At 57.5% G+C, this 23,566-nt stretch carries 20 protein-coding genes; 9 read left to right on the top strand and 11 right to left on the bottom strand.

The genetic code is table 11. The features are described from left to right. Positions 1-42 precede the first annotated feature (42 nt). Positions 43-993 carry a DUF6708 domain-containing protein gene (locus tag ACIQYF_RS17195; RefSeq protein WP_402864250.1) on the top strand — a complete coding sequence of 317 codons (951 nt, stop codon included), beginning with the start codon at positions 43-45 and terminating at the stop codon, positions 991-993. A gap of 70 nt (positions 994-1,063) precedes the next feature. Here ACIQYF_RS17195 and ACIQYF_RS17190 read toward each other — a convergent pair whose 3' ends face one another. From ACIQYF_RS17190 to ACIQYF_RS17180, 3 genes are all read right to left on the bottom strand, one after another. Further along, positions 1,064-3,478 (bottom strand): glucose/quinate/shikimate family membrane-bound PQQ-dependent dehydrogenase, encoded by a 2,415-nt coding sequence (locus tag ACIQYF_RS17190; RefSeq protein ID WP_402864248.1) that lies wholly within the window; start codon positions 3,476-3,478, stop codon positions 1,064-1,066. A 95-nt stretch (positions 3,479-3,573) separates the two neighbouring features. Continuing rightward, positions 3,574-4,956 (bottom strand): carbohydrate porin, encoded by a 1,383-nt coding sequence (locus ACIQYF_RS17185; protein WP_402864246.1) that lies wholly within the window; start codon positions 4,954-4,956, stop codon positions 3,574-3,576. Between the two features lie 386 nt (positions 4,957-5,342). Next, entirely contained in the window at positions 5,343-7,382 is a 2,040-nt protein-coding gene (locus tag ACIQYF_RS17180) for a TonB-dependent receptor (protein WP_402864244.1), read from the bottom strand. A 220-nt stretch (positions 7,383-7,602) separates the two neighbouring features. On the opposite strand from ACIQYF_RS17180, the gene ACIQYF_RS17175 reads away from it, so the two are divergent. Further along, a complete protein-coding gene (locus ACIQYF_RS17175) occupies positions 7,603-7,833 on the top strand; it encodes a VF530 family DNA-binding protein (RefSeq protein ID WP_055101051.1) in 231 nt (76 codons plus the stop codon). A 7-nt stretch (positions 7,834-7,840) separates the two neighbouring features. Next, positions 7,841-8,476 (top strand): Pr6Pr family membrane protein, encoded by a 636-nt coding sequence (locus tag ACIQYF_RS17170; protein ID WP_402864240.1) that lies wholly within the window; start codon positions 7,841-7,843, stop codon positions 8,474-8,476. 84 nt (positions 8,477-8,560) lie between these two features. Here the strand turns inward: ACIQYF_RS17170 and ACIQYF_RS17165 are convergent, their stop codons facing one another. The 3 genes from ACIQYF_RS17165 to ACIQYF_RS17155 form a co-directional block, all read right to left on the bottom strand. Next, a complete protein-coding gene (locus ACIQYF_RS17165) occupies positions 8,561-9,346 on the bottom strand; it encodes a siderophore-interacting protein (protein WP_402864238.1) in 786 nt (261 codons plus the stop codon). Beyond that, positions 9,343-9,924, bottom strand: coding sequence for a PadR family transcriptional regulator (locus ACIQYF_RS17160; protein WP_402864236.1), 582 nt, complete (start codon positions 9,922-9,924; stop codon positions 9,343-9,345). The genes ACIQYF_RS17165 and ACIQYF_RS17160 overlap by 4 nt, the downstream gene beginning before the upstream one ends. A gap of 209 nt (positions 9,925-10,133) precedes the next feature. Then, positions 10,134-13,190 (bottom strand): transglycosylase domain-containing protein, encoded by a 3,057-nt coding sequence (locus ACIQYF_RS17155; protein WP_402864234.1) that lies wholly within the window; start codon positions 13,188-13,190, stop codon positions 10,134-10,136. A gap of 412 nt (positions 13,191-13,602) precedes the next feature. Between ACIQYF_RS17155 and ACIQYF_RS17150 the strand changes: the two genes are divergently transcribed. Continuing rightward, positions 13,603-15,021 (top strand): amino acid permease, encoded by a 1,419-nt coding sequence (locus ACIQYF_RS17150; protein WP_402864232.1) that lies wholly within the window; start codon positions 13,603-13,605, stop codon positions 15,019-15,021. 102 nt (positions 15,022-15,123) lie between these two features. Here ACIQYF_RS17150 and ACIQYF_RS17145 read toward each other — a convergent pair whose 3' ends face one another. From ACIQYF_RS17145 to ACIQYF_RS17130, 4 genes are all read right to left on the bottom strand, one after another. Then, positions 15,124-16,239, bottom strand: a complete 1,116-nt coding sequence (locus tag ACIQYF_RS17145; protein ID WP_402864230.1) for an OpgC family protein — start codon at positions 16,237-16,239, stop codon at positions 15,124-15,126. Positions 16,240-16,403: 164 nt separating this feature from the next. Continuing rightward, on the bottom strand, positions 16,404-16,688 hold the full coding sequence (locus tag ACIQYF_RS17140; RefSeq protein ID WP_402864228.1) for a putative quinol monooxygenase: 285 nt from the start codon (positions 16,686-16,688) through the stop codon (positions 16,404-16,406). A 21-nt stretch (positions 16,689-16,709) separates the two neighbouring features. Next, positions 16,710-18,329 carry an FMN-binding glutamate synthase family protein gene (locus ACIQYF_RS17135; protein WP_402864226.1) on the bottom strand — a complete coding sequence of 540 codons (1,620 nt, stop codon included), beginning with the start codon at positions 18,327-18,329 and terminating at the stop codon, positions 16,710-16,712. 224 nt (positions 18,330-18,553) lie between these two features. After that, complete coding sequence (locus ACIQYF_RS17130; RefSeq protein WP_402864224.1) at positions 18,554-19,318, bottom strand: response regulator transcription factor; 765 nt, start codon at positions 19,316-19,318, stop codon at positions 18,554-18,556. Between the two features lie 93 nt (positions 19,319-19,411). Here ACIQYF_RS17130 and ACIQYF_RS17125 point away from each other — a divergent pair, with 93 nt between their 5' ends. Then, a complete protein-coding gene (locus ACIQYF_RS17125) occupies positions 19,412-20,230 on the top strand; it encodes a carbon-nitrogen hydrolase family protein (RefSeq protein ID WP_402864222.1) in 819 nt (272 codons plus the stop codon). Here the strand turns inward: ACIQYF_RS17125 and ACIQYF_RS17120 are convergent. Continuing rightward, positions 20,227-20,355, bottom strand: a complete 129-nt coding sequence (locus tag ACIQYF_RS17120; protein ID WP_402864219.1) for a hypothetical protein — start codon at positions 20,353-20,355, stop codon at positions 20,227-20,229. The two genes, ACIQYF_RS17125 and ACIQYF_RS17120, sit on opposite strands and share 4 nt — an antisense overlap. Positions 20,356-20,357: 2 nt before the next feature. Here ACIQYF_RS17120 and ACIQYF_RS17115 point away from each other — a divergent pair, with 2 nt between their 5' ends. The 4 genes from ACIQYF_RS17115 to ACIQYF_RS17100 all read left to right on the top strand — a co-directional run bounded on the left by ACIQYF_RS17115 (position 20,358) and on the right by ACIQYF_RS17100 (position 23,554). After that, the gene (locus ACIQYF_RS17115; RefSeq protein WP_402864216.1) at positions 20,358-21,683 is read left to right on the top strand and encodes an APC family permease; all 1,326 of its coding nucleotides are present in this window, start codon (positions 20,358-20,360) and stop codon (positions 21,681-21,683) included. 244 nt (positions 21,684-21,927) lie between these two features. Next, the gene (locus ACIQYF_RS17110) at positions 21,928-22,368 is read left to right on the top strand and encodes an NUDIX domain-containing protein (protein ID WP_402864213.1); all 441 of its coding nucleotides are present in this window, start codon (positions 21,928-21,930) and stop codon (positions 22,366-22,368) included. A gap of 22 nt (positions 22,369-22,390) precedes the next feature. After that, positions 22,391-23,029 (top strand): LysE family translocator, encoded by a 639-nt coding sequence (locus ACIQYF_RS17105; RefSeq protein WP_402864210.1) that lies wholly within the window; start codon positions 22,391-22,393, stop codon positions 23,027-23,029. Between the two features lie 15 nt (positions 23,030-23,044). Further along, entirely contained in the window at positions 23,045-23,554 is a 510-nt protein-coding gene (locus ACIQYF_RS17100; RefSeq protein WP_402864207.1) for a GNAT family N-acetyltransferase, read from the top strand. Positions 23,555-23,566 lie beyond the last annotated feature (12 nt).

The raw sequence follows: 23,566 nt of genomic DNA, 5'->3' as shown, positions 1-23,566 counted from the left end.
CTGCGTAAGATACTCGGTCGGTTTGCAGCCAGGTATCAAACGATGAGTATGCCAGCCGCCGGCACGAGTAAAAAAAACTTGTTTTCGCAGCAAGATTATTTGGCACCATTTCCTATTCCAACAGGAAAAAAACCTATGGATAGGTTAAATATGATTTGGCGAAAAAATGATGTGTTCTTAGATGTTGGAAATTTCAATGTCGCAGGCGCAGTTATGTCAATTTGGGTTATGTCGTTGATGTTTTCAGTCATGGGATATTACTCATGGAATGACGCTACGTTCTACATAATTGGAATAGGCACTGCGATAATTATCGGTATTCCCTCGCTTATGTTTTTGTACGGCTTGCTCCGTCCAACCCCTTTACCCATCCGCTTTAACCGCCAGCGCCGTGAAGTCTGTGTCCCCCGTGGAGAGGGTGAATACTGGATCGTGCCATGGGAAACGGTAACTGCCGCGGCCTCTCAACACTCGTCTGTCAGTCAGGCTGGGCGAACTACAACAGGCTTATTATTTATCGGTTTCGATAACCCCAATGCCCTAGTGGCAGAAAACAATAAACATTTTATGTTGGGGTTTAACTGTGGCGGCAACGAAGCAGCCATGTCGCAGTGGGAATGTATACGCAGTTATATGGAAATAGGTCCTCATATTTTGCCTCAAGGTAATGACTTTGAAAGCGGTCGCGCTAATTTGAAAGGGCGGGGGGTTATCTGGGGTGTTTGTTGTGAATACGCGAACGGTATATGGCAGCACGTGCGGGCAGGTGAGTTCCTAAAGGCTGCATGGTTATTTGCAGGTATTTTTATTTTTGGCGGCCCCATCGTATTTATGCTCCAAACGTGGAAGCTTTCTCCACCGCCCACTCTTGATCATCCCGACATCATCGAATGGTCCAAACCCCTCCCACCCGAGCAATGGGCCAAGCGCTCCCCAGAGTTAGAACTCGCCATCGCCGCCCGTGAAGCGCAACTGGCAGCGCGCGCCAGTTAGTCTCAAACCCCACCCACAAAAAAGGCGGCTATCTCGCGATAGCCGCCTTCTCTAAAACCAGCTGTAAAACTTACTCAGCCAGTTTAAACGCCATGATGTAGTCACCTTTTTTGGTGCCCAGACCACCATGACCGCCCGCCATGACGACCACGTATTGGGTGCCGTCTTTGCCGGTGTAGGTCATTGGAGTGGTTTGGCCGCCTGCTGGCAGGCGACCTTCCCACAGGACTTTACCGTTGTTTACGTCGTACGCACGCAGGTATTGGTCAAGGCTGCCGCTCAGGAAGGCAACGCCACCGGCTGTGGTAACGGTGCCGCCCAGGCTTGGAACGCCCATTGGCAGTGGGATCGGTACCGGCGAGCTGTCACGCACGGTGCCGTTTTTGTGTTTCCAGATGACGTTGTTGTTGGTCAGGTCGACCGCAGCAACGTAACCCCACGAAGGTGCCTGGCAAGGCAAGCCAACTGGCGACAACAGAGGTTCCAGGATCACGCCGTAAGGTGCGCCTTTGTTCGGTTGTACGCCCGAGGTTTCGCCTTTACGTGGACCCATGGCTGCAACCTCTGCCTGTGGAACCAGCTTGGAGGTGAAGGCCATGTAGCTAGGGTTCAGGAATGCGATCTGGCGCACTGGGTCGACCGAGATACCGCCCCAGTCAAACACGCCGAAGTTGCCTGGATACACGATCGAACCTTGCAGCGATGGCGGGGTGTACATGCCGTCGTAACGCAGGGATTTGAAGTTGATCCGGCACAGCATTTGGTCGAACGGGGTAACGCCCCACATGTCACGCTCAGTCAGTTCTGGCGGAATCATGTTCAGGTCCGAACGCGGTTGGGTTGGCGCGGTGTGGTCGCCAGCAACTGCGCCGCCCGGTGCCGGGAGTTCACGGATCGGTACGATGTCTTCGCCAGTGCGACGGTCAACAACGTAGATGCTGCCTTGCTTGGTCGAGGCCAGCAGAGCCGGTTTCACGCCATCAGCGGTTTTGAGGTCCATCAGGGTAGGTTGACCGCCCACGTCCATGTCCCACAGGTCATGGTGAGTGAACTGACGATACCAACGGACTTTACCGGTGTTGATGTCCAGAGCAGTCACGCCTGCGCTGTAACGCTCGGAGTCTTCGGTACGGTCGCCGCCATATTGGTCAGGCATCTGGTTGCCCATCGGCAGGTACAGCATGCCGAGGTTTTCGTCGACCGAGAATACCGACCACATGTTAGGCGAGTTACGGGTGTAGGTTTTGCCTTCGGCAATCGGCGTGGTGTCGTCCGGGTTGCCGCTGTCCCAGTTCCACACCAGCTTGCCGGTACGTACGTCGTACGCACGGATCACGCCGGATGGCTCGTCAGTGGAGATGTTGTCGGTCACGTGGCCGCCAATCACAACCAAGTCTTTGGTCACGGCAGGTGGCGAGGTGGAGTAGTAGCCGCCTGGTGCAAAGCTGCCGATGTTGTGGCGCAGGTCTACCGAACCGTGGTCACCGAACTCTTCGCAGACTTTACCGGTGTCGGCATTGAGTGCAATCAGACGGGTGTCGGCAGTCGGCAAGAACAGGCGACGTGGGCACGCGTTGCTTGAAGCAGCAGCAGGCTCGGCAGCGCTTTGTTCAGTGCTGGCTTTGGCGTAGGCGTTTTCGTCGTGATAGCTCACGCCGCGGCAGGTCATGTGTGCCCAGCCTTTGAAGTTGGCAGCGTTTTGCGTGCTGATCTTCGGATCGTAGCGCCAGATTTCCTTGCCGCTGTCTGGGTCAAGGGCGATCACCTGGCTGTGTGGGGTACACACATACAGCATGCCGTTGACTTTTAACGGGGTGTTTTCGGCAGTGGTTTCACCCGGATCGCCTTCACCAGGAATATCACCGGTGCGCATGGTCCAGGCTGGGACCAGTTTGTGCGCATTTTGCGCGGTGATTTCTTTCAGGGGGGAGTAACGATCGCCATAACCGGTACGGCCGTAGGACTGCCAGTCGCCATCCGGCATGGCCGGTGCGGTGTTGGCCATGCCCGGTACGGCATCGCGATCCAACTCGCCTTTGATTTCGCCAGGGTTGGTGAACTGGCTAGCCAGTGCAGCAACACCCGCCAAGATCACGGCGATGCTCAGTGCGCCAGTGGCCACCGGTGCCGACTGACCGCACAACAGCGGACGACGGAACCATGGCAACAGCAGGACGATACCGATGGCGAACCACAGCGCCAGACGTGGCACCAGTTGCCACCAGTCCAGACCGACTTCCACCAGCGCCCATACGGTGCTGGCGAACAGAACCAGTGCGTACAGAGCCAGCGCCGCGCGGCGCCCGGCGATCAGCAGTGCGCCCGATAAACCGAAACCGATACCGGCCAGCAGGTAATACATCGACCCGCCGAGCGTGACCAGCTTGATACCCCCGACCAACATGGCCAGGCCCATTAGCACCAGCAAGATACCGAGCAATGTCGGTAGCAGGCGGTTTCTACTGAAAGCACCATCAGTGCTCATAGTGTGGTTCTCCGTTGTAAATGAAATGTAGCTGCAAGTTGCAAGCGGCAAGCTTCAAGCGGTTAGCTATCAACTTGCGGCTTGTAGCTCGTTCGTCAGAACGAACTTTGAATTTTCAGGCCGCCGATCAAGGCGTCATCAACATGGTTGACGCCACCTGGATGGCGGATGTACTGCAGGTTCGGTCGCACGGTCAGCCAGTTAGTGACATGCACGCCGTAATACAATTCGGCGCTGTATTCAGTGTCCTGAGGTGGCAAGTAGTCCGGGTTGTCGAAGTTGTAAATGGCGTGAGCCTGGTTGGTGACTTCAGCGTTTTTACGAAAAGCCGGGTTAACGTGTACCCGAGCCATCGCGAAGCCGATGTCGTCTTTGGGGCGTGCATCGAACACCCCTTTGTACACAACGCCTGCCTGGACATAGTTGTCGATGGCGTTGGTTTTCTTGTCGTGCACCGTGGCGTTGGCGAAGACGCTCAACCCCCGGGATTGATCACTGGCGCGGGTGGTCAGTTGTTGTTGCACCCCCAGCCACATACCGTGTTTGCTCGAACTGCTGCGATAGGCTTCGCCGCTCAAGGCCGCCGGCTGGCCATTGGCATCCTTGTAAACGTCGGTGGCCTTGGCGCTGCTGTAGTAATAACCGGCGCGGTATTCACCTGGCAGGCCATTAATCTTCGGAGTCCATACCAGCTCAACGGGCAACACCGCACCTTGAGTGCCGCTGCCGCTGAGTTTGAAGCCGTTACCGCGATCCAGGTTGGACGGGTTCTGCTCATAAGCGCCGACCTGTGCGTACAGCTCAGGCGTCAGGTGGTATTTGACCCGCAGTGCCCATTGGCTGACGGGCCAGTTGTACCAAATACTGCCTGCCCAGTTCCCGACCTGTGAACCACAGAACGCCAGGTTCTGGAAGTCGCAGGGGAAGCTGTTGAAGTCTTCGCCCTGACCAAAGCGGCCGACCTTGATGTCGAGCTTCTGATCGAAGAACTTTTGCTTGTACCACATCTGCGTCAGGCGGGTAGTTTGGCCACGGCCCCAGACTTCTTGCGCCGAGGTGAAGCCGCCAACCCGTGGATCATTGATCCGGTCGTTGCTGATGTTGTTGCCGCTGCGCTGGGTAATCGTCAGTTGAAACTCAGCGTCGTCCCAGCCCAAAATTTTCTGCAAGTCCAGGTGAGTGCCCAGGCCGAACTGATCGCTGTAACGCGCTGTACGGTCGTGGTCATAGCCACCGTGCAGGTTGGAACCCACTTCGCCCACGTAATCGAGCGAGAAGCTATAACCCTGCTTTTCCAGTTCGGTACGGGTGCCGCCCCAATCGCCCAGCATCCATTTTGAGTCGCTGTCGAAAGCTGGAGCAGCTTGGGCGCAACTGGCGAGGCCCAGTGCGGTGATGCCGCCGATCAAGGTCAGGGCTTTTTGCCCGGCCATAGGGAATAGCACGCGGTGTTTGCGCAAAGTCAAGAATGTGGACATAGGTCGAGATGAAGGTCTTTTTGGTATGGCTGTAGCGTGGGTAGCGCTGTCTTTGGCGACAGGACTCACACTCTGAGATTTAAGGGCCGAATGAAACGTTTCAGTCCTTAGTGCGCGAATGATAAAGCGCAGAAACGTTTAGAAACAGCACTTTAAGTGACATGGATCATTTCTGATTCTGTAACAGTGTGCTGCGACCGTTCGTCTCAGAGGCTTTTTGCCTCACGTTCATGTGTGTTTGCGGAAAATGAGGGCGTGAAGGAGTTTTGAAAATGAGTCGCCAAAACCTGTGGGGACTGGGGCAACTTGCGATCTTTTGACGTTTCATCCATCACTATTTAAAGATCGCAGGCTGCCCCACCCCCCACGAAGGAGCGGTGCACAAATTAGAAGGTTGTACGCAAGCCAACCTCAATCCCGCGCCCCGGCGCCGGGGCAATGTCACGCAGAATCGAACTGGCATAGCGCACAGTCTCATTGGTCAGGTTGTCGCCTTTGACGAAGGCCAGCCATTGGCTGCGGCCGACATCAAAGTGATAGCCCGCGCTGACACCCAGGGTGGTGTAGCCACGGGTGCCCGACTCGTTGTCGGGTACGCGACCCTGATTACTTGCGTGTTCAACATCGAGCCGCGCTTGCCAGCGGTCCAGCCCCCACAGCAACCCACTGCTCAGGCGCAATGGGGCAATGCGTGGCAAGGCTTCGCCGGTGTCGAGGTTGGTGGCGCGGGTGTAATCGCCTGACAGTTCCAGTGCAAATTTTCCGTAGGCACTTTCGCCCAGCTTCCAGTGATCCGAGGCTTCAAAGCCGTTGAAACGTGCCCGTACCCCGGAATAGGTGTATTCCGGAATACCGTTTGCGTCCGGCTCACCTTCGTCATTCAAGGTACGACCTGTGCCCAGCAAGCCGATGTAATTGGAGAAGTGGCTGTAGAACACCCCGACGCTGCCTTTGTGGGTGCCATTGTCAAAGCGCAGTGCCAGGTCGCTGGACACGGCTTTTTCTTTCGACAGGTTAGCGTTGCCCAGTTCGTAGGTGCCAGTGGCGACGTGCGCGCCATTCGCATACAGCTCATAGAAGGTGGGCGCACGTTCGGTGTAGCCCAAGGTGGCGGCCAACGACCAGATCGGGGTCAGGGTGAATACGGCGCCTGAAGACAGGCTGCCCGCGGTGAAGGTTTTGGCGCTGTCAGCGGCCTCGAAGCGCTCATTGCCCTTGGCCTGCGGGTCGACCACGGTGTGTTCCAAGCGCCCGCCGAGGCTGAGTTTGAGACGGTCGGGGGCTTGTAATTCTTCGAGTATGAACAGAGCGCCGCTGTTGGTATCAGTCTGCGGCACGAAGGCTTCTTCGCCCAAGGCCGAGAATTCATTGCGATTGACCTGCGCGCCAATCACGCCGTTGAGCGGGCCGATAGGCACGTGACGAGCTTCGATGCGCGCTTCGTAGCCTTTGTTCTTGAAGGTGGTGCCGACTTCGCCGCCTTCAATTTCGCTGTGTTGGTAATCGGTGTAACCGGCATTCAATTTGAGCGAGCTGAAAGGGCCTTGCAGATTGCGGATTTCTGACGCGAAAGCGTAGTGATCCTGCTTCATGCGGATGCGCACGTCTTGCTCGGCCGGTGAGCCGTAATTGGCGTCGTAATTGCTAAAGGACAAGCCTGCGTAGCCATCGTCCCACGTGTAGGAACCGCCTACCGCGCCGCCGTCTTGACGGCCACTGCTGTTGCCCAAACGGCCTTTCTTTTGGTCGTCGTCATCGTCGCCTGCCGGGGCATGCCGGTCACGGGCGTAGCCGGGGATTTTCAGGTCGTTGAACTCGCGGGCGTTGGCGTCCAGATGCAAGGCGAACGTGCCGTCACCGGCTTGCAGATTGCCCGCGCTGCTGCGTGTGGTGTCGGCGCCGCCATAACGCAGTTCGCCTGCGCCATGAATGCCGTCAATGGCTTCGGTGGGGATGCGATTGTCGAAGGTGTTGACCACGCCGCCGATGGCGTTGCCGCCATACAACAGGGCGGCCGGGCCGCGTACGATTTCGACGCGCTCAACGTTGACCGGGTCCAGTGGCACCGCGTGATCGTACGACAGTGACGAAGCGTCCAATGCGCCAACGCCATTGCGCAAAATGCGAATCCGGTCGCCATCCAGGCCGCGAATGATGGGCCGACTGGCCCCCGGGCCGAAGTAGGACGAAGACACACCCGGTTGTTTGTTCAGGGTTTCACCGAGGCTGCCTTGTTGTTGCAGCGTGAGGTCGTCACCTTCCAATACGGTGGTCGGTGCTGCCAATTGGCTGCTGCCCAAGGGGTTGCCGGTGATCACTTGAGTTTGCAGTTCCAAGGCGTAGGCGGGTGAGGCAATAAGCAATGAGGTGGCAAGCGGAGTCAGGCGCAGACGACGCAGGTGGCGTGGGAATGCAGGGCAAGACATTGCAGGTTCCTTGGCAAGGGTGATGAAAGCGCGGGCGCTGGGCGCTCTGGATAACGCCACTAATGGTTACAATATAACATTTCATTTAATCGCGCCACTCGGAACTTTCTCCACATCGGTTTTGCCCCGGCTAGACTCCCCGTGTGCCAAATGACTTCCCCCTGAGCAGGGGCTCGGCTAAGGTGCGCGGCTTTCCTTCTTCTGTTTAAAAAGGCTCGGCATGACTGAACCCAACAACAACCCATTGCACGGCGTGACGCTGGAACAAATCCTCATTGCGCTGGTGGCGCATTACGAGTGGGAAGGGCTGGCTGAGCGCATTGATATTCGCTGCTTCAAGAGCGATCCGAGCATCAAGTCGAGCCTGACGTTCTTGCGCAAAACGCCCTGGGCGCGGGAAAAGGTCGAAAAGCTCTACGTGAAATACGCCCGCACCAAACGCGAGATTTGAATCGCGTATGAGGGCCATGCACAAGCACCTGCTCTTGACCTTGATGGCCCTGTTGGGCTGGAGCGGGCTGGCGATTCAGCTCGACATGGTACTGCTCGCTCGCTGGACATCGGGCGCGAGCCTGCTGGGCGGGCTGGTGAACTACTTCAGTTTTTTCACCATTTTGACCAACACCCTGGTCGCGACGGTATTGACCTATGCGGCAGATACGCGCAGCTCAAAGGGCAGGACGTTTTTCCTGCAGCCGTGGGTCAGCAGCGGTGTTGTCGTGAGCATTATCGTGGTGGGTGTGGCGTACAGCCTGTTGCTGCGTAACCTGTGGCAGCCTCAAGGCCTGCAATGGCTGGCCAATGAGTTGCTGCATGACGTCATGCCGGTCCTGTTCACGCTGTACTGGTGGTTTTGCGTGCCCAAGGGGGCGTTACGCCTGAGCCATATCGGGTTATGGGGCCTGTACCCGATCGTGTACTTCGCCTACATCTTGCTCAGAGGGCACCTGCTAGGTGTATACCCGTATCCATTTATAGATGTCGAAAAACTGGGCTATGCACAGACCTTTGTGAACGCGTTAGGAATCTTGGCGGGGTTTGTTGGCGTGGCGCTGATGGTCGTTGCTGTGGATCGGTATAAACGCGCACTCTAGTGGCGGTAGCTGCCCGAGGCTGCGATTTTTTAAGATCAAAAAATCGCAGCCTGGGGCAGCTCCGACGTGGTTTTGGCAGAACGCTTACTCTTCGGCGCTGTCATCCAGACGCCAGTAGCCTGCGGCCTTGACGAATTCCTCGTTCAAGCCATGGGTGTCGAGTAATACCCGGCGCACTTTGCGTGACAGCGCGCTTTCGGTGGCGACCCATGCGTACAGGTTGCCACTCGGGATGTTCAAGCTTTCGACGGTGCGCAGCAAATCCTCGGCTGGCGCATCACGGTGGACCCAAATCACCTCGACTGAAGCGGCGCTTTCGAGCGGCTGTTCTTCTTGCGCGTTCTCGACTTCAACCACGACCAGTGCATGGCGATTGACCGGCAACTCTTCAAGGCGACGAGCAATCGCAGGCAGGGCGGTTTCGTCACCGATCAGCAGATAACGGTCGAAAATGTCCGGCACGATCATTGAGCCGCGCGGGCCGCCGATGTGCAAAAACTGACCCGGCTGGGCTTGCGCTGCCCAGGTGGAGGCAGGGCCGTCACCGTGCAACACAAAATCCAGATCCAGCTCGAGCGTGTCCAGGTCATAGCGGCGTGGGGTGTAGTCGCGCATAGGGGGCAAGGTTTTGCTTTTGGCCCCGGCGCTTAACTCCAGGTTTTCAAGCGCGGCCTGTTCCTCGGCGGTCTGTGGGAAAAACAGCTTCACATGGTCGTCGCTACCCAGGCTGATAAAGCCTGCCAGTTCGGGCCCGCCCACGGTGATGCGCCGCATGCGCGGGGTCAGGTCGACCACGCGCAATACGTTCAATTTGCGACGTTTGATTTCATGCATGACGCGGTGAATGGTCTGGGTATTAGCGGTATTCATTCAGCGTTCTCCTGCGCAGGCTGGGCAGTGACAGGGCCATCGACGATGGCTTTGGCGGTGGTGTTGAGCAGGTCGCGCACGCGGGCAATTTCAGCCGGGCTCCAGCGCCCATGGTGCATTTGCAAGGCATGGCGCAGGTTGTGTACCGCCTCGTGAATTTCGGCAGGGCGATCATGGCCGCGCAAGGAACGTTTGCTGACGTCGATGCGCATGCGCACACCGTCCAGGGCAATGGCTTGATCAATCAGCGATTGGCGACCGGCGTCGGTCACGCTATAGCGCTTTTTCCCGCCTGCAGCGTCGCCTTCAATCAGTTCACTTTCTTCAAGAAAGGTCAGGGTCGGGTAGATCACGCCGGGGCTCGGGCTGTAAGCGCCATCGAACATCCCTTCGATCTGGCGAATCAGGTCATAGCCGTGGCAGGGCTGCTCGGCAATCAATGCCAGCAGCAGTAATTTCAGATCGCCGGGGGCGAATACGCGTGGGCCGCGACCACCGCGTTGACCGGCACGCTTTTCAAAGCCGTCTTGACCGACGTTGTGTTCGCGATGGGGGGGATGGGGGTGATGCTCTCTCATTTCTCTTGGTCCTCTGTGTTTGTGAGAAGCAACTTAAGATATATCTTTAGAGTGCGCAAACAGAGCTGATGAGCGGTAATGATTCGCAACAATGCTAGGCGAGTCTTGCCGCCATTGCCAAAGGCTGCGAAAAAGTCCTAAGCGACGTTGTCTGTAGATTCCAAAAAAGAGGGGGCCACTGCGCAGCCCACCGCAGCCTTCGACAACGGCTACAAGTGATGGGCGAGGGCGGGTGCCTGGCACAAGGTATGGGTATCGGTTTGCAGGTATGGCGTGAGGATCGGTGCCATGCCTTTGAGCACTTGCACTGGGAGCGCTGAGGTGAATTTGAAGGCTTGCGCCGAGCTGCCCGGAACGAAGGCGGTCAGGGTGCCGAAGTGTTTCGGGCCGATGTAAAACACGAACGTGGCAGTGCGATTGATCGACTTGGAACTGATGATCCGCCCCCCCGCGCCCATACTCTCGATCCGGTTGTCACCGGTGCCGGTCTTGCCGCCCATGGCCAAGGGGCTGCCATCAGTGAGTTTGAAACTGCCCGATACCCGTCGCGCAGTACCCGCATCGACCACTTGTGACAGGGCTTCGCGAATCGCGGTCGCTACTTCGCTGGGCATGACCCGCACGCCTTTGTCCGGGTCGTTGACCAAACGGGTTTCGTAGGGGGTATCGGCGGCGAAATGTAGGGTATCAATGCGCAACACCGGCAAACGTACGCCATCGTTGAGGATAATACCCATCAGTTCGGAGAGCGCTGCCGGGCGATCCCCTGAGCTGCCCAATGCGGTCGCGAGAGAGGGCACCAGATGGTCAAACGGGTAGCCCACTTTCTGCCAGCGCTGATGAATGTCCAGGAACGCCTCGATCTCCAGCATGGTGCGAATCCGGCTATCGCGGGCGCTCTTGTGACGGCTTTTGAACAGCCAGCTGTAGACCTCTTGACGCTCAAACTCGCTGGCAGCGGCGGCTTGCTGGAAGGTGGCCTGCGGGTTTTTTAGTAAATAGCCCAACAGCCACAGGTCCAGCGGGTGGACTTTGGCAATGTAGCCCTGATCCGGCAGGTTGTAGGCTCCCGGGCCATAGCTTTGGTAGAGCTTGCTCAAGCGTTCGTCAGTGACTTTGTCGGTGCGCAGATGAGAGCGGACAAAATTGTTGAATGCGGCCTGGTCTGCGTTCGGGAACAGGTAGCGATGCACGGCTGACATTCGGATCGCGGTCGGGTGCATGCTGTCGAGGAAGGTATCAAGGCGCGCCGTTGAGTCTTTGCCTTTGTATTTTTTCCAGAACTTGAGCATGTAAGTGGTGCCTTCGCGGTCAGCGAAGCGGCTCAGGTATTCCTGGCGACGCGGGTTTTGATCATCGCTCAAGAGGTCGGAGTTGTTGCTCGGCGATTGATAGGAGGTGTACCGCACCACGTCGCGCATGAGCCGTACAAACGGCAGGTTGATTGACTCACGTATCGCGTCGCGCAAGCTGGGGCTGCGGTTGTTGTCCTGGTTACGAAAATTGTGGAAGTGATGCATGCCGCCACCGGTGAAAAACCCTTCGCCCGGGTTGGCTGAATATTGGCGATTGAGGGCCGCATCAAGCATGTTGGCGAGTTTGGCGCCGGGGTTTTGAATCAGATAGCCCAAGGCCCAGCGGGTCAGGGGATCTTGATCGGTCATCGGGATTTTTTTCAGGGTGGCGCTGGACTGCTCGCCGTATCGATCATGCAGCTCGGAAATAATCTGCAAGTAGGTGGTCAGCACCCGCAGTTTGGCGGTCGAGCCCAGCTCCAGCTTGCTGCCTTCGTTGATGTCGAACGGCTGATCAGTGCTGTCGGTCTGCACCCGCGCTCGCGCGCCGTCCGGGGTGAGTTCAAACAGGGTGAAGCTGTAACGCACTTGCGCGGTGCTGGCCGGAGTCAACAGGCTCGGCCCCAGCAGGCCAAGTTTGCTGGCAACGTCGGGGTCGGCCAGTTGCTGCAGGTAAGTGCTGACCTGAGCTTGCAAGTCTGCCTGCAAGGTACTGGTGGCCGACAGATCAAGGCGGTCCAGGTCATACAGCGGGCGCTGGAGCAGCGTCGACAAGCGACTGCGGGCCACGCTGATGCCCTTGTTGGTTTCGATGGGCTGAGTGGTCGGCGCCAGTTGCCAGTCACGATAGGTCGCCTGGCTGGCCAGCGCGGCAGACGCCAGTGCAGCGTCTATCACATTGTTCTGCGCCAGTAAGCGGATGTGGCTGTCGGTCAGTTGCGCCAGTTCTTTGCGGCCTTTGGTCAAATAATACGAGGGCCGTCGCTGGGCAATCATCAGCGACAACACTTCGCGCAAGGCCAGCCCCTTGCTTGCCAGACTGCGGGCATCCGTGGCGGTGCTGGCCAGTTGCTGATTGACCTGATTGAAATCGCTGTCGTACCACACACGCAACCCTTCAGCCATGCCGTGAACTTCGCCGTGGCCGGGCACTGCGGAGAGCGGCACGCTGTTTAGGTAATCACGCACCACTTTTTGCCGGGCCAGCAAAGTCTGTGGGCCATCCTGATAGGCCCGCACGCTGGCTGAAATCATCTGCCGCAGTTTCTCGCTGCCCGACACCGTCAGGCCATCGGGCGAATGCCGGTATTTCTCCAACTGTGTGGCCAACGTGCTGCCCCCCGCCGACTGCCCTGGCAGATGCAGCATTTTGGCGATTTGCGAGTACGCGGCCATGGCAAAACGCGGCCAGTCCACGGCCGGATTGGCCAACGGTTGCTTGGGATCCAGCAGGTCGCGGTTTTCAATAAACAGCAGACTGTGCACCACCACCGGCGGAATTTGCGCGAAGTTGGCGTACAGCTGCTGCGGGTACTTGTATTGATAGAGCGGGGTGCCCGAGCAGTCAGTGATGGAAAGTCCGGCCTGAATTTTTTCTGCGTACGGGACGAAAAAGCCTTTTTGGCTGTAGCTCAGTAGCTCAGGTGAAAAGCGTGTCTGTTGTTCGATCACGTAGCCGCGTTTTAGCAGGCGCGGCAAAAAGTCACCCAGTGCGCTGTAACCCAAACGTTGATCGAAAGGCCCGTTGCCGGGGTAGAGCATCGAGTTGCTGGGGCCTGTGTGCATTGAATAGCTGAGGGAGGCGGCAAAGCGGCTGAACTCACGTGCCTGGAGTTTCGAGCTGCGTACTTCTTTGGCGATGGCAAAGCCCAGACCAATCAGTCCCACCAGCAGCAACAGCCAGAACAGACGCCATGCATAGCGTTTGCCCCGGCCTTTTGGCTTTTGTGGCGGCGACGGGGGCTCTGCCATTGTTGCTGGTGGCTCCGAAGTTTTATTGGAATTGGAATGCCACAGTGCGCCCATAGTCAGTCGATCCACGTGCGTCTATTGATTGCGCTTATCACAAGCGTAGACGGTGCTCGACGTAGGCGAAGGATTTGTGAAGGCCTTACAGAGACTTTTCTTCTCAGGATGGAGGCAACGTGCAATCGCTGAAAATGTAGGGATAGAGCCTTCTAGAGGGGTAAATACGTCCTAGGTAGGGGAATGACTGTGCACCAACCCTGTGCAATACTCGCCGCCGATCTCAGTAGGGCGTTTCCCTTATGACCGGCCAACCCACAAGGTACGAGCCGTTCACAAGGGCGAGCCAGGCAACCGGCCCGGCTTAATAGAGCGCTCTGCTGATGCACATCCAATAACAATATGAGGTTGTACTTTTATGCCAGTCGGCAACCCCCCATCCCACGGTGAAACCGCGCAGGGCGGCCCGCTTAAACGCGAGCTGGGCGAACGCCATATCCGCTTGATGGCGCTTGGCGCCTGTATCGGCGTCGGCCTGTTTTTGGGCTCGGCCAAAGCCATCGAAATGGCCGGTCCGGCCATCATGCTGTCTTACATCCTGGGTGGCCTGGCCATTCTGGTGATCATGCGCGCACTCGGCGAAATGGCCGTGCACAACCCGGTAGCCGGCTCTTTCAGCCGCTACGCTCAAGACTACCTCGGCCCATTGGCGGGCTTTTTGACCGGCTGGAACTACTGGTTCCTGTGGCTGGTGACCTGTGTCGCGGAAATCACTGCGGTCGCTGTGTACATGGGCATCTGGTTCCCTGACGTTCCGCGCTGGATCTGGGCCTTGGCGGCGCTGATCAGCATGGGCTCGATCAACCTGATTGCGGTCAAGGCATTCGGTGAGTTCGAGTTCTGGTTTGCCTTGATCAAGATCGTCACCATCATTGCGATGGTGCTCGGCGGTATCGGCATCATTGCCTTCGGTTTCGGCAATAACGGCGTGGCGCTGGGTATCTCCAACCTCTGGACCCACGGCGGCTTTATGCCCAATGGCATCCAGGGCGTACTCATGTCCCTGCAAATGGTGATGTTTGCCTACCTCGGCGTAGAAATGATCGGCCTGACCGCCGGTGAAGCGAAGAATCCGCAAAAGACCATTCCAAGCGCGATTGGCTCGGTGTTCTGGCGCATTCTGCTGTTCTATGTGGGCGCACTGTTCGTGATTCTGTCGATCTACCCATGGAACGAAATCGGCACCCAGGGTAGCCCGTTTGTGATGACCTTCGAGCGTCTGGGCATCAAGACCGCCGCTGGCATCATCAACTTCGTGGTGATCACGGCCGCCTTGTCGTCCTGTAACGGCGGCATTTTCAGCACCGGGCGCATGCTTTACAGCCTGGCGCAAAATGGCCAGGCCCCGGCCAGCTTCGCCAGCACGTCCAAGAACGGCGTGCCGCGTAACGCGCTGTTGCTGTCGATTGCGATGTTGCTGCTGGGCGTGGTGCTCAACTACCTGGCGCCTGAAAAAGTGTTTGTGTGGGTGACGGCGATCGCGACCTTTGGTGCAATCTGGACGTGGTTGATGATCTTGCTGGCGCAGTTGCGCTTTCGCAAAAACCTCAGCCCAGAAGAAGCGGCCAGCCTCAAATACCGCATGTGGCTCTACCCTTACAGCTCGTACGCGGCGTTGGCGTTCTTGCTGATGGTCGTCGGTTTGATGGCCTACTTCGAAGAAACCCGCGTGGCCCTGTTTGTAGGCCCGGCGTTCCTGATTCTGCTGACGGTATTGTTCTACGTGTTCAAACTGTCGCCTAAAGAACAGACATCAGCGGCTTCGTTAACGCACTAAACAGGCTGTACCTATCAACGGTAGGAGCGAGCGTGTCTCGCGATCATTTAGAAGCTCAAGAGATCGCAGGCAAGCTCGCTCCTTCAGGGGGGTGACAAGGCATTATCGTGTCGTCGAAGGCGCTAACCCCAAACGCTTGTTCCAGTCCAGCCACATGGCCAGCAGTGCCATGAGTCCAACGCCCAACAGCGCACTGAACACTTGCATGGTCCATGCATCATCGCCCAGCGCGTTGAGCATGTCCGCCAACGGGGCCAGGATCACGCCCAGGCAGAACACCTCCAGCGAGTAACGGCCCATGCGGCAGATTTGCCGGGCACACCACTGGTTGAGCCAATCGCTGTGCGGAACCAGTTTGGCCACCACATAGACCAAGGCCAGAAAGTGCAGCAATCGCACGGGCGACAAATTGGTCTTGCTGATCGGGTATATCAGCTCACCCAATGCCAAGGGCATGTACGCATCGTGCACCTGCGGCCACTTCCACGACAGTGCCAGCAAGCCGGTAAGCAGCAGATAAACAGCAGCGCTCAAGAACAGTGGCTGACGGCGTAAAGGTCGAGGGTCAATGGCCGGGTTATTTTGGCTGTACAGCGCCAGCGCCCCCCCGAGGATAAACAGGAACTGCCAGGCTATCGGGTTGAAAAACCACACTCCGCCTTCTTGCGACGACAGGTTCCAGTAAGGCGCTATCAAATACAGGGCCAGCGAAACACCGACCACGTAACGTGCCCTGCGCAGCAGCATCGGCAGTACCAGCGGTAGACCGATCAGCAGCACGATGTACAACGGCAAGGGGTCCATCAGGTTAGGTTTGAAGCGCAATAGCAATTCATCGGTGAGCGCCTGTTGCGGGTTGCTCAAGAAGTATTGCAAGCCCATGTCTTGCACCAGATCACGGGTTTCAACGTGACTGTTGGCAAAGAACACGATGCCCATCAGCACCGCCAGCAAAAAAATATGCACCACATACAGCACCCAGGCGCGACGCAGGATCTTCACGCTGGCCACCAGCAATCCATCACGCCGGGCAATTTTTCCGTAGGCCAGCACGGCGGCATAACCGGCCAGAAACACAAAAATTTCGGCCGCATCACTCAGACCGACATTACGCACGGTCAATGCCGCCAGTGGGTTGTGCGGGATGTGATCCCAGAAAATAAAGATCAGCGCCAGACCTCGAAAGAAGTCGATGCGCTGATCGCGTCCGTTAAGCATGACGGCGTTTACTCAACCATAGGTTTAATGAAAGTCGGCGAACGCAGTATAAGTGCGCGCCCTTTATCGGCGGCGCGCAGGGTGAGGGTATTGTGCAGCAATTGCAAAGGTTGGCGATTGCCAAATGTCTCTGGGCCGCGTGTAACGGCCGCCCGTCTGTTTAATCAAAACGCGTCCATAAACACAAACGTACACTCACGTGCCTGACAGGCGTTGATCTGCGGCACCAGCCGTCTGAAGTGCTCACTTTGACAGTGGGCATTGAGCGCGGCTTGATCGGGCCATTGTTCAACGAAGATGAAATGCCCCGGGTCTTTTTGATCAACGTATAAGTCGTAAGCCATACAGCCGGGCTCCAGTCGGGTTTTTTCCACCAGCTCGGCGTACCAGGGACGCACCTTTTCGAGGTGTTCAGGTTTGATGAAATCTTCAGCAATAACTTTCAACACGTTGACAGTCCCTGTACGCACTTAAGCGGCTTTGATCTCGTTCGGTTCAAAACTATCGGCTCGGGCCATTTGCCACATGCGTGAATAAAACTCGCCATTGACCTCACCCGTCAGCAACTCGCCGGGTTTGAGGAACACGTGCAACTGCGAGAACAGTTTGATTTCGGTGGCCGACATGCGCCGCACCAAATGTTTGGCTGTGAGTTGCGCCGGGTGTTCAAGGCCGGCGGCGGCGAGCATTTCGGCCAGCGCTTTAAGCGTGTTGCGGTGGAACTGGAATACCCGCTGCGCTTTGTCGGGCACTACCAGCGCACGTTGACGCAGTGGGTCTTGGGTGGCCACACCGGTTGGGCACTTGTTGGTGTGGCAGCTCTGCGACTGAATACAGCCGATGGCGAACATAAAGCCGCGTGCCGAGTTGGCCCAGTCCGCACCAATGGCCAGCACGCTGGCAATGTCGAAGGCGCTGACAATCTTGCCGCTGGCGCCGAGCTTGATCTTGTCGCGCAGGTTGAGGCCAACCAACGTGTTGTGCACAAACAGCAATCCTTCGCGCATCGGTGCGCCGATGTGGTCGGTGAACTCCACGGGGGCCGCGCCGGTCCCGCCCTCCTTACCGTCAATCACGATAAAGTCCGGCAGGATGCCGGTTTCGAGCATGGCCTTGGCGATGCCCATGAATTCCCACGGATGCCCCAGGCAGAACTTGAAGCCCACCGGTTTGCCACCCGACAACTCACGCAGTTGCGCGATGAAGTGCATCAGTTCGATGGGGGTTGAAAACGCGCTGTGGCGTGACGGTGAAACGCAGTCCTCGCCCAGCGGCACGCCACGGGTTTCGGCAATTTCCGGGGTGACTTTGTGCTTGGGCAAAATCCCGCCGTGGCCCGGTTTGGCGCCTTGGCTCATCTTGATTTCGATCATCCGCACTTGTGGCGTGCGAGCCTGGGCGGCAAAGCGTTCCGGGTCGAAACGGCCGTCGGAGGTACGGCAGCCAAAGTAGCCACTGCCCAGTTCCCACGTCAGGTCGCCACCGTTCTCACGGTGATAGGCACTGATACTGCCTTCACCTGTATCGTGGGCAAAGTTACCGAGCTTGGCGCCCTGGTTCAGCGCTCGAATCGCATTGGCGCTCAACGAGCCAAAGCTCATGGCCGAGATATTAAAAATCGATGCCGAATACGGTTGGGTGCACTGCGGGCCGCCGATGGTGATCCGAAAGCTGCTGGGGTCTGTCAGCGGCGCCGGGCGCATGGAGTGGCCGATAAACTCGAAGCCGGGTTGATAGACGTCAATCAGTGTACCGAACGGCTTGTCGGCGCTTTCATTCTTGGCCCGCGAGTACACCAGCGAGCGTTGCGCACGAGAGAAGGGCAACGCATCGCTGTCGGACTCCAGCAAGTACTGGCGAATTTCCGGGCGAATGGCTTCAACCAAATAGCGAATATTGCCCAGGATCGGGTAGTTGCGGCGCACCGCATGGGGGCTTTGCAGCAAGTCGAAAATACCCAGCAGGCTCAGGGCCAACGTCACCGCAGTGAAGGGCCATAACCACTCATAGTGCATAAACGGCAGGCTGGCGAGGGTGAAAATCACGCAAACGGCAAAAAACGCATAACGGCTTAACAGTGACAGACTCATACGGTTTCCTGTTTCAGGCTTAACTGTTCAGGCGGGTTTGAACAGCAAGAATGAGGCGGTTTACCCCGGCGATGCAACGGTTTGGAGCAGGCAGCCTCTCTTTGAGTCGGGGCTTGCAGTGGAGTGTTGACGAACTGCGGCTCAATTGCCATTAGCCAATCAAAGTAGACGCGAGCTGACTCGCGATCTTTTGATCGTTCAAAAAGACCACGAGCCAACCCGTTCTATTCCTTTTGCGCCTGCAAAAAGATCGAGAACAGCTCTGACTGTGACTTGATGCCCAGCTTGCGATAGATGTGCTTCTTGTGCACTTTCACGGTTTCCACCGAAATCTCCAGCTTGCGTGCGATCTCCTTGCTGGAGCAGCCGCTGAGCATCAAACGGCCAACGTCCAGTTCGCGGGCGGTCAGGTGCGAGCCCCATTCGTCGTTCAGTGCCGGTGACTCGGGAGCATTCACCAGGCTGAGCTCATAGGGTAGGCGCTGGCGTAACAGGCTCAGTATCCACGGCTGGATCAGCGACAACAGGGCGATCTGTTCGCGGTCAAATCGCTGGCGCGAACCGAGTGACAGACACAAGGTGCGCCCGTCTGGCTGGTGGCTGTTGAACTGGATTTCATCGGCCACCACGTTGAGGCGAAAGTAACGCTGGTAGTACTCAGTGAGTTCGAAATGTTCCGGCGCTACCTCGGCCAAACGAAACAGGCCGGTGCGCGAGTATTCGCGGCTGGCGATGTAGAACGGGTCGAGCAGGTACAGGCCGTTGAGGTAGTCCTGGAACAACTGGTCAGGGCTGCCGTCCTGCCCTGGGCACTCGGCGAATACCAGGGGTTTGTGCTCGCTGCTGAACAGCAGCACGACCCAGCTGTCAAACGGGACATATTGATTGAGCAGGCGCACGAGCTGCGTCCAGAAGTTGGTCTGGTCCAGTGCATCGATCATTTGACCTACCGAACGGTGCCAGGCGATGTCTTCCAGCGACATGGTCATCTATCTACCCCTATCGGGTTAACCCCGCCGCGTGATTCCCTGGCAGGTTGTGGCTAAGCATACTGCGGCAACGCTATAAGAACGGGAATACCCATGAAGGTCGAATTTGCTCAATTGGCAGGCCGTGACAACGGCACTGCCTACAACCTTGAACGGGCCCTTGCGGCCATTGCAGCTTGCGCGTCCGACACCCAGTTGATCGTGTTCCCGGAAACGCACCTGATGGGTTTCCCCTCTGCCGAAACCGTTGCAGCGGTTGCCGAGCCTGTCGACGGTCCGACCGTCAAGGCCATTATCCAGGCCGCTCACGCACGCAATATTGCCGTGGTGATTGGCATGGCTGAAAACGATGACGGCAAATTCTACAACACCACGCTGATGATCACCCCAGAAGGCGTGGCCTTGCGTTATCGCAAGACCCATCTGTGGGCTTCCGACCGTGGCGTCTTTAACGCCGGCGACCGCTACAGCACTTGCGTGTGGAACGGTGTGCGTGTGGGCCTGCTGATCTGCTACGACATCGAGTTCCCGGAAAGTGCCCGTGCCCTGGCACAACTGGGCACTGAATTACTCATCGTCACCAACGGCAACATGGACCCCTACGGCCCTACGCACCGCACCTCGATCATGGCTCGCGCCCAGGAAAACCAAGCGTTTGCGCTGATGGTCAACCGGGTGGAGGAGGGTGACGGCGGCCTGACGTTCGCGGGCGGGAGCGCCCTGGTGGACCCATTCGGCACGCTGCTGTTTGAAGCCGGGCGTGAAGAGGGCCAGTTCAGCGTGGAACTGGATCTCGCGCAACTCAAGGCGGCTCGCAAGGACTACCGCTATCTGGACGACCAGCGCTTGAAATTGCCGGGTGAGGTGCTCCAGCGCGCTGACGGGACACGGGAGTTGTTGATCCCTGCCTAACACGCACGCGCAGCGTCCAAAGCGACACGCCCGCGCTGAGCGTGGGTGTGATCGACCATAAAAAAAATATCAGCTTCATCCACTTCCAGTTCTGCCATAAAACCAATAATTGCGCGGAGATTCATCCATGGCTCGTTTGCAACGCACCCTGTCGTTAGGGTCGGTGGTGCTGTTTGGCATCGCCTATATGACACCGATCATCGTGCTCGGTACCTTCGGCATCCTGGCGCAATCCACCGCTGGGATGGTCCCGGCCGCTTACCTGGCCGCCCTGGTGGCGATGTTTTTCACCGCCATGAGTTACGGGCGAATGGCGTCGGCATTCCCGGTGGCGGGTTCCGCTTACACCTACGTGCGCAAGGCCATCAGTCCCAAGCTTGGCTTCATCGCCGGTTGGGCGGTGTTGCTCGACTACCTGTTCTTGCCCATGGCTATCTGGCTGATCGGCGCGGCTTACCTGCACTCGGCGTTTCCAGCCGTGCCGCAATGGATCTGGGTACTGGCCTTTATTGGCATTACCAGCGTGATCAACATCATTGGTCTGAAACTGGCCAACGGCATCAACACCTTGCTGATGCTGATCCAAGGGTTGGTGCTGGTGGCGTTTGTGGTGCTGTGTGTGCACTACATTGGCGGTGATGCAAGCACGCCGCTATGGACCATCGAGCCTTTCTTCAATGGCCAAATGCACATGCCGCTCATCATGAGTGGTGCGGCCATCGCCTGTTATTCGTTTCTGGGCTTTGACGCCGTCAGCACCCTCACCGAAGAAACCCGCGACCCGCGTCGTACCATTCCTCGCGCTATCATGCTGATCACCTTGATTGGCGGGCTGATCTTTGTGGGTGTGTCGTACTTTGTGCAAATCGCCCACCCGTCGTTCCAATTTACGGACGTCGATTCGGCGGCCTACGAGATTGCTCGCAACATCGGTGGCGACGTATTTGTGTCGATCTTCATGATTGGTCTGATCGTCGGCCAGTTTGCGTCGGGCCTTTCAGCCCAGGCCAGTGGTTCGCGCCTGTTGTTTGCCATGGGCCGTGACGGTGTGTTGCCCAAGTCATTCTTCGGCACCCTGCATGCCAAGTTCGGCACGCCGGCCAACAGCATTTTGCTGTGCGCCGTGGTTGCCCTGCTGGCGCTGAAACTGGACGTGACCACCTCGACCTCGTTCATCAACTTCGGTGCCTTCCTGGCGTTTTCGCGGGTGAACCTCTCGGTGATCTTCCACTACTGGATCGGCGCCAAACACCGAGGCCTGCGTGAGATTGTGCTGTTTCTGGTATTTCCGAGCATTGGCCTGGTGGCCGACCTGTGGTTGATGATGAGCCTCGACCACCTGGCGATATATCTGGGCCTGACCTGGCTGGTGATTGGTTGCGTGTACTTGGGTTTCTTGACGCGCGGCTTCTCTGTACAACCGCCAGAAATGGATTTCCAGGAAGCGTCCTGACAAGCCTTGGGTCTATCCTTATTGCAATCGGTTCTCGTTTTTGGGCATTCATCTGGTGTACACCGGTCAGCAGCGCAAGACCCAGGCTGAAGGCCGGATCGCCGGGTTTAACACGTCCTGAAACGCAGGCGCAAAGAGCCCCGTGTCCATACAGAGGGTTCGTCTATGCGCGCCATCTGTGTCTTTGCTTAAGCGTTCGGCCATGTAATCCTTTGCGCACTTTCTACCTTGCTGGCCGATTCCCGTGACCCTCCCAGAACACACCGCTCCTCCCGCCAACATCATCCGTATTGCCGCTGCCGTATTGATCGGTCCTGATGGCCAAACCTTGCTGGTGCGCAAACGCGGTACCCAGGCGTTTATGCAGCCAGGCGGAAAAATCGAAGCCAGCGAACAACCGATTCATGCCCTGGCTCGTGAGCTGGAAGAAGAGCTTGGGTTGCAGATCGACCCTTTGCGCGCCAGCTATCTGGGGCAATTTACGGCACCTGCGGCCAATGAACCGGGCTTTGACGTACAGGCGCAGATGTTTGTGCTGCACATCGACCAAGACGTGATACCGGCTGCCGAAATTGAAGAGGTGCAGTGGATCGATCCCAAGGGCGATGGCGGGCTGGTGCTGGCACCGTTGACGCGTGATGTCATCTTGCCGTTCTACCGTGACTCTTTGTTGACCTCTGTCTGACCTCTCGTTAACAAGGACTGCCATGATCCCTGCCCATGATGTGCTGATCTTCGCTGCGGCGTGTTTGCTGATGGTACTGACGCCAGGGCCGAACATGATCTACCTGATTTCGCGCTCCATCTGTCAGGGGCGCAAGGCGGGAGTCACGTCACTGGTGGGCGTTGTGGCAGGTTTTTTTGTGCACATGTTCGCGGCAGCGGCAGGGCTTACCGCTGTGTTTCTGGCGGTGCCGATGGCCTATGAAGCGTTGAAGTGGGCGGGCGCGCTGTACTTGTCATGGATGGCCTGGCAGGCCTTGAAGCCGGGCGCGCGTTCACCGTTTGAAGCGCGCGACCTGGCGCCGGACTCAACGCCAAAACTAATGCTGATGGGCTTTATGACCAGCGTCCTGAACCCTAAAGTGGCGGTGTTTTATCTCTCGGTATTTCCACAATTCATCAGCCCTGAACACGGCTCACTGTTCACTCAGAGTATTGAACTGGGCCTGATTCAAATCAGCGTTAGCTTCACTGTTAACTTGCTGATTGCGCTGTTTGCTTCGGGCATAGCCGTATGGTTTGTGCGCAACCCCACGTGGTTGGCCGTGCAACGCTACGTGATGGGCTTTGTGTTGGCGGGGCTGGCGATCAGGCTGATGCTGGAACAACGTAAACCCTTATGATTGGGACCCGTAGTCATGGCTATAGAACTGCTTGATCCCTCCCGCGCCAAGGCTTACCGGCAGTTGATGCTGCAAGCGTATTCGTTGCACCCGCAAGCCTTTGTTTCCAGCATTGCTCATCGCGAGAAATTGCCGTTGAGCTGGTGGGAAGGGCAATTGGAGGATGACTTGAGCGCCTTGTTTGGCGCTTTTGTCGACGCACAACTGGTGGGCATTGTTGGCTTGGCGTTCGAGCCCTGGGAAGAAGCTCAACACAAGGCCACCTTGTTTGGCCTGTACGTGCCCCAAGCCTTTCGCGGGCAAGGGATTGGCGAACAACTGGTGCAGGCCGTGTTGTCGTTGGCCGAGCAAGAGCCTGAGATCAAAGTGGTCGAACTGACGGTGAGCGCCGACAGTTCTGCCGCGCTGGCGCTGTACCGGCGTTGCGGCTTTGAGCAGTCGGGGCTGGAAGACAGCGCGATTCGGGTGGGAGACGAGTATTACGACCGAGTACACATGCGGCGGTTGGTTGAGGCTGCCAAGTAGCGTCTTGCGAGC

The organism is Pseudomonas sp. NPDC096917 (genome assembly GCF_044762555.1).
GTDB lineage: Bacteria > Pseudomonadota > Gammaproteobacteria > Pseudomonadales > Pseudomonadaceae > Aquipseudomonas.
This window is presented reverse-complemented; position numbering and strand designations above follow the sequence as displayed.

Excerpts from the sequence above, each read along its gene's own strand:
- ACIQYF_RS17195 (WP_402864250.1), top strand. The coding sequence starts at position 43 with ATGAGTATGCCAGCCGCCGGCACGAGTAAAAAAAACTTGTTTTCGCAG.
- ACIQYF_RS17190 (WP_402864248.1), bottom strand. The coding sequence starts at position 3,478 with ATGAGCACTGATGGTGCTTTCAGTAGAAACCGCCTGCTACCGACATTG.
- ACIQYF_RS17185 (WP_402864246.1), bottom strand. The coding sequence starts at position 4,956 with ATGTCCACATTCTTGACTTTGCGCAAACACCGCGTGCTATTCCCTATG.
- ACIQYF_RS17180 (WP_402864244.1), bottom strand. The coding sequence starts at position 7,382 with ATGTCTTGCCCTGCATTCCCACGCCACCTGCGTCGTCTGCGCCTGACT.
- ACIQYF_RS17175 (WP_055101051.1), top strand. The coding sequence starts at position 7,603 with ATGACTGAACCCAACAACAACCCATTGCACGGCGTGACGCTGGAACAA.
- ACIQYF_RS17170 (WP_402864240.1), top strand. The coding sequence starts at position 7,841 with ATGAGGGCCATGCACAAGCACCTGCTCTTGACCTTGATGGCCCTGTTG.
- ACIQYF_RS17165 (WP_402864238.1), bottom strand. The coding sequence starts at position 9,346 with ATGAATACCGCTAATACCCAGACCATTCACCGCGTCATGCATGAAATC.
- ACIQYF_RS17160 (WP_402864236.1), bottom strand. The coding sequence starts at position 9,924 with ATGAGAGAGCATCACCCCCATCCCCCCCATCGCGAACACAACGTCGGT.
- ACIQYF_RS17155 (WP_402864234.1), bottom strand. The coding sequence starts at position 13,190 with ATGGCAGAGCCCCCGTCGCCGCCACAAAAGCCAAAAGGCCGGGGCAAA.
- ACIQYF_RS17150 (WP_402864232.1), top strand. The coding sequence starts at position 13,603 with ATGCCAGTCGGCAACCCCCCATCCCACGGTGAAACCGCGCAGGGCGGC.
- ACIQYF_RS17145 (WP_402864230.1), bottom strand. The coding sequence starts at position 16,239 with ATGCTTAACGGACGCGATCAGCGCATCGACTTCTTTCGAGGTCTGGCG.
- ACIQYF_RS17135 (WP_402864226.1), bottom strand. The coding sequence starts at position 18,329 with ATGAGTCTGTCACTGTTAAGCCGTTATGCGTTTTTTGCCGTTTGCGTG.
- ACIQYF_RS17130 (WP_402864224.1), bottom strand. The coding sequence starts at position 19,318 with ATGACCATGTCGCTGGAAGACATCGCCTGGCACCGTTCGGTAGGTCAA.
- ACIQYF_RS17125 (WP_402864222.1), top strand. The coding sequence starts at position 19,412 with ATGAAGGTCGAATTTGCTCAATTGGCAGGCCGTGACAACGGCACTGCC.
- ACIQYF_RS17120 (WP_402864219.1), bottom strand. The coding sequence starts at position 20,355 with ATGAATCTCCGCGCAATTATTGGTTTTATGGCAGAACTGGAAGTGGAT.
- ACIQYF_RS17115 (WP_402864216.1), top strand. The coding sequence starts at position 20,358 with ATGGCTCGTTTGCAACGCACCCTGTCGTTAGGGTCGGTGGTGCTGTTT.
- ACIQYF_RS17105 (WP_402864210.1), top strand. The coding sequence starts at position 22,391 with ATGATCCCTGCCCATGATGTGCTGATCTTCGCTGCGGCGTGTTTGCTG.
- ACIQYF_RS17100 (WP_402864207.1), top strand. The coding sequence starts at position 23,045 with ATGGCTATAGAACTGCTTGATCCCTCCCGCGCCAAGGCTTACCGGCAG.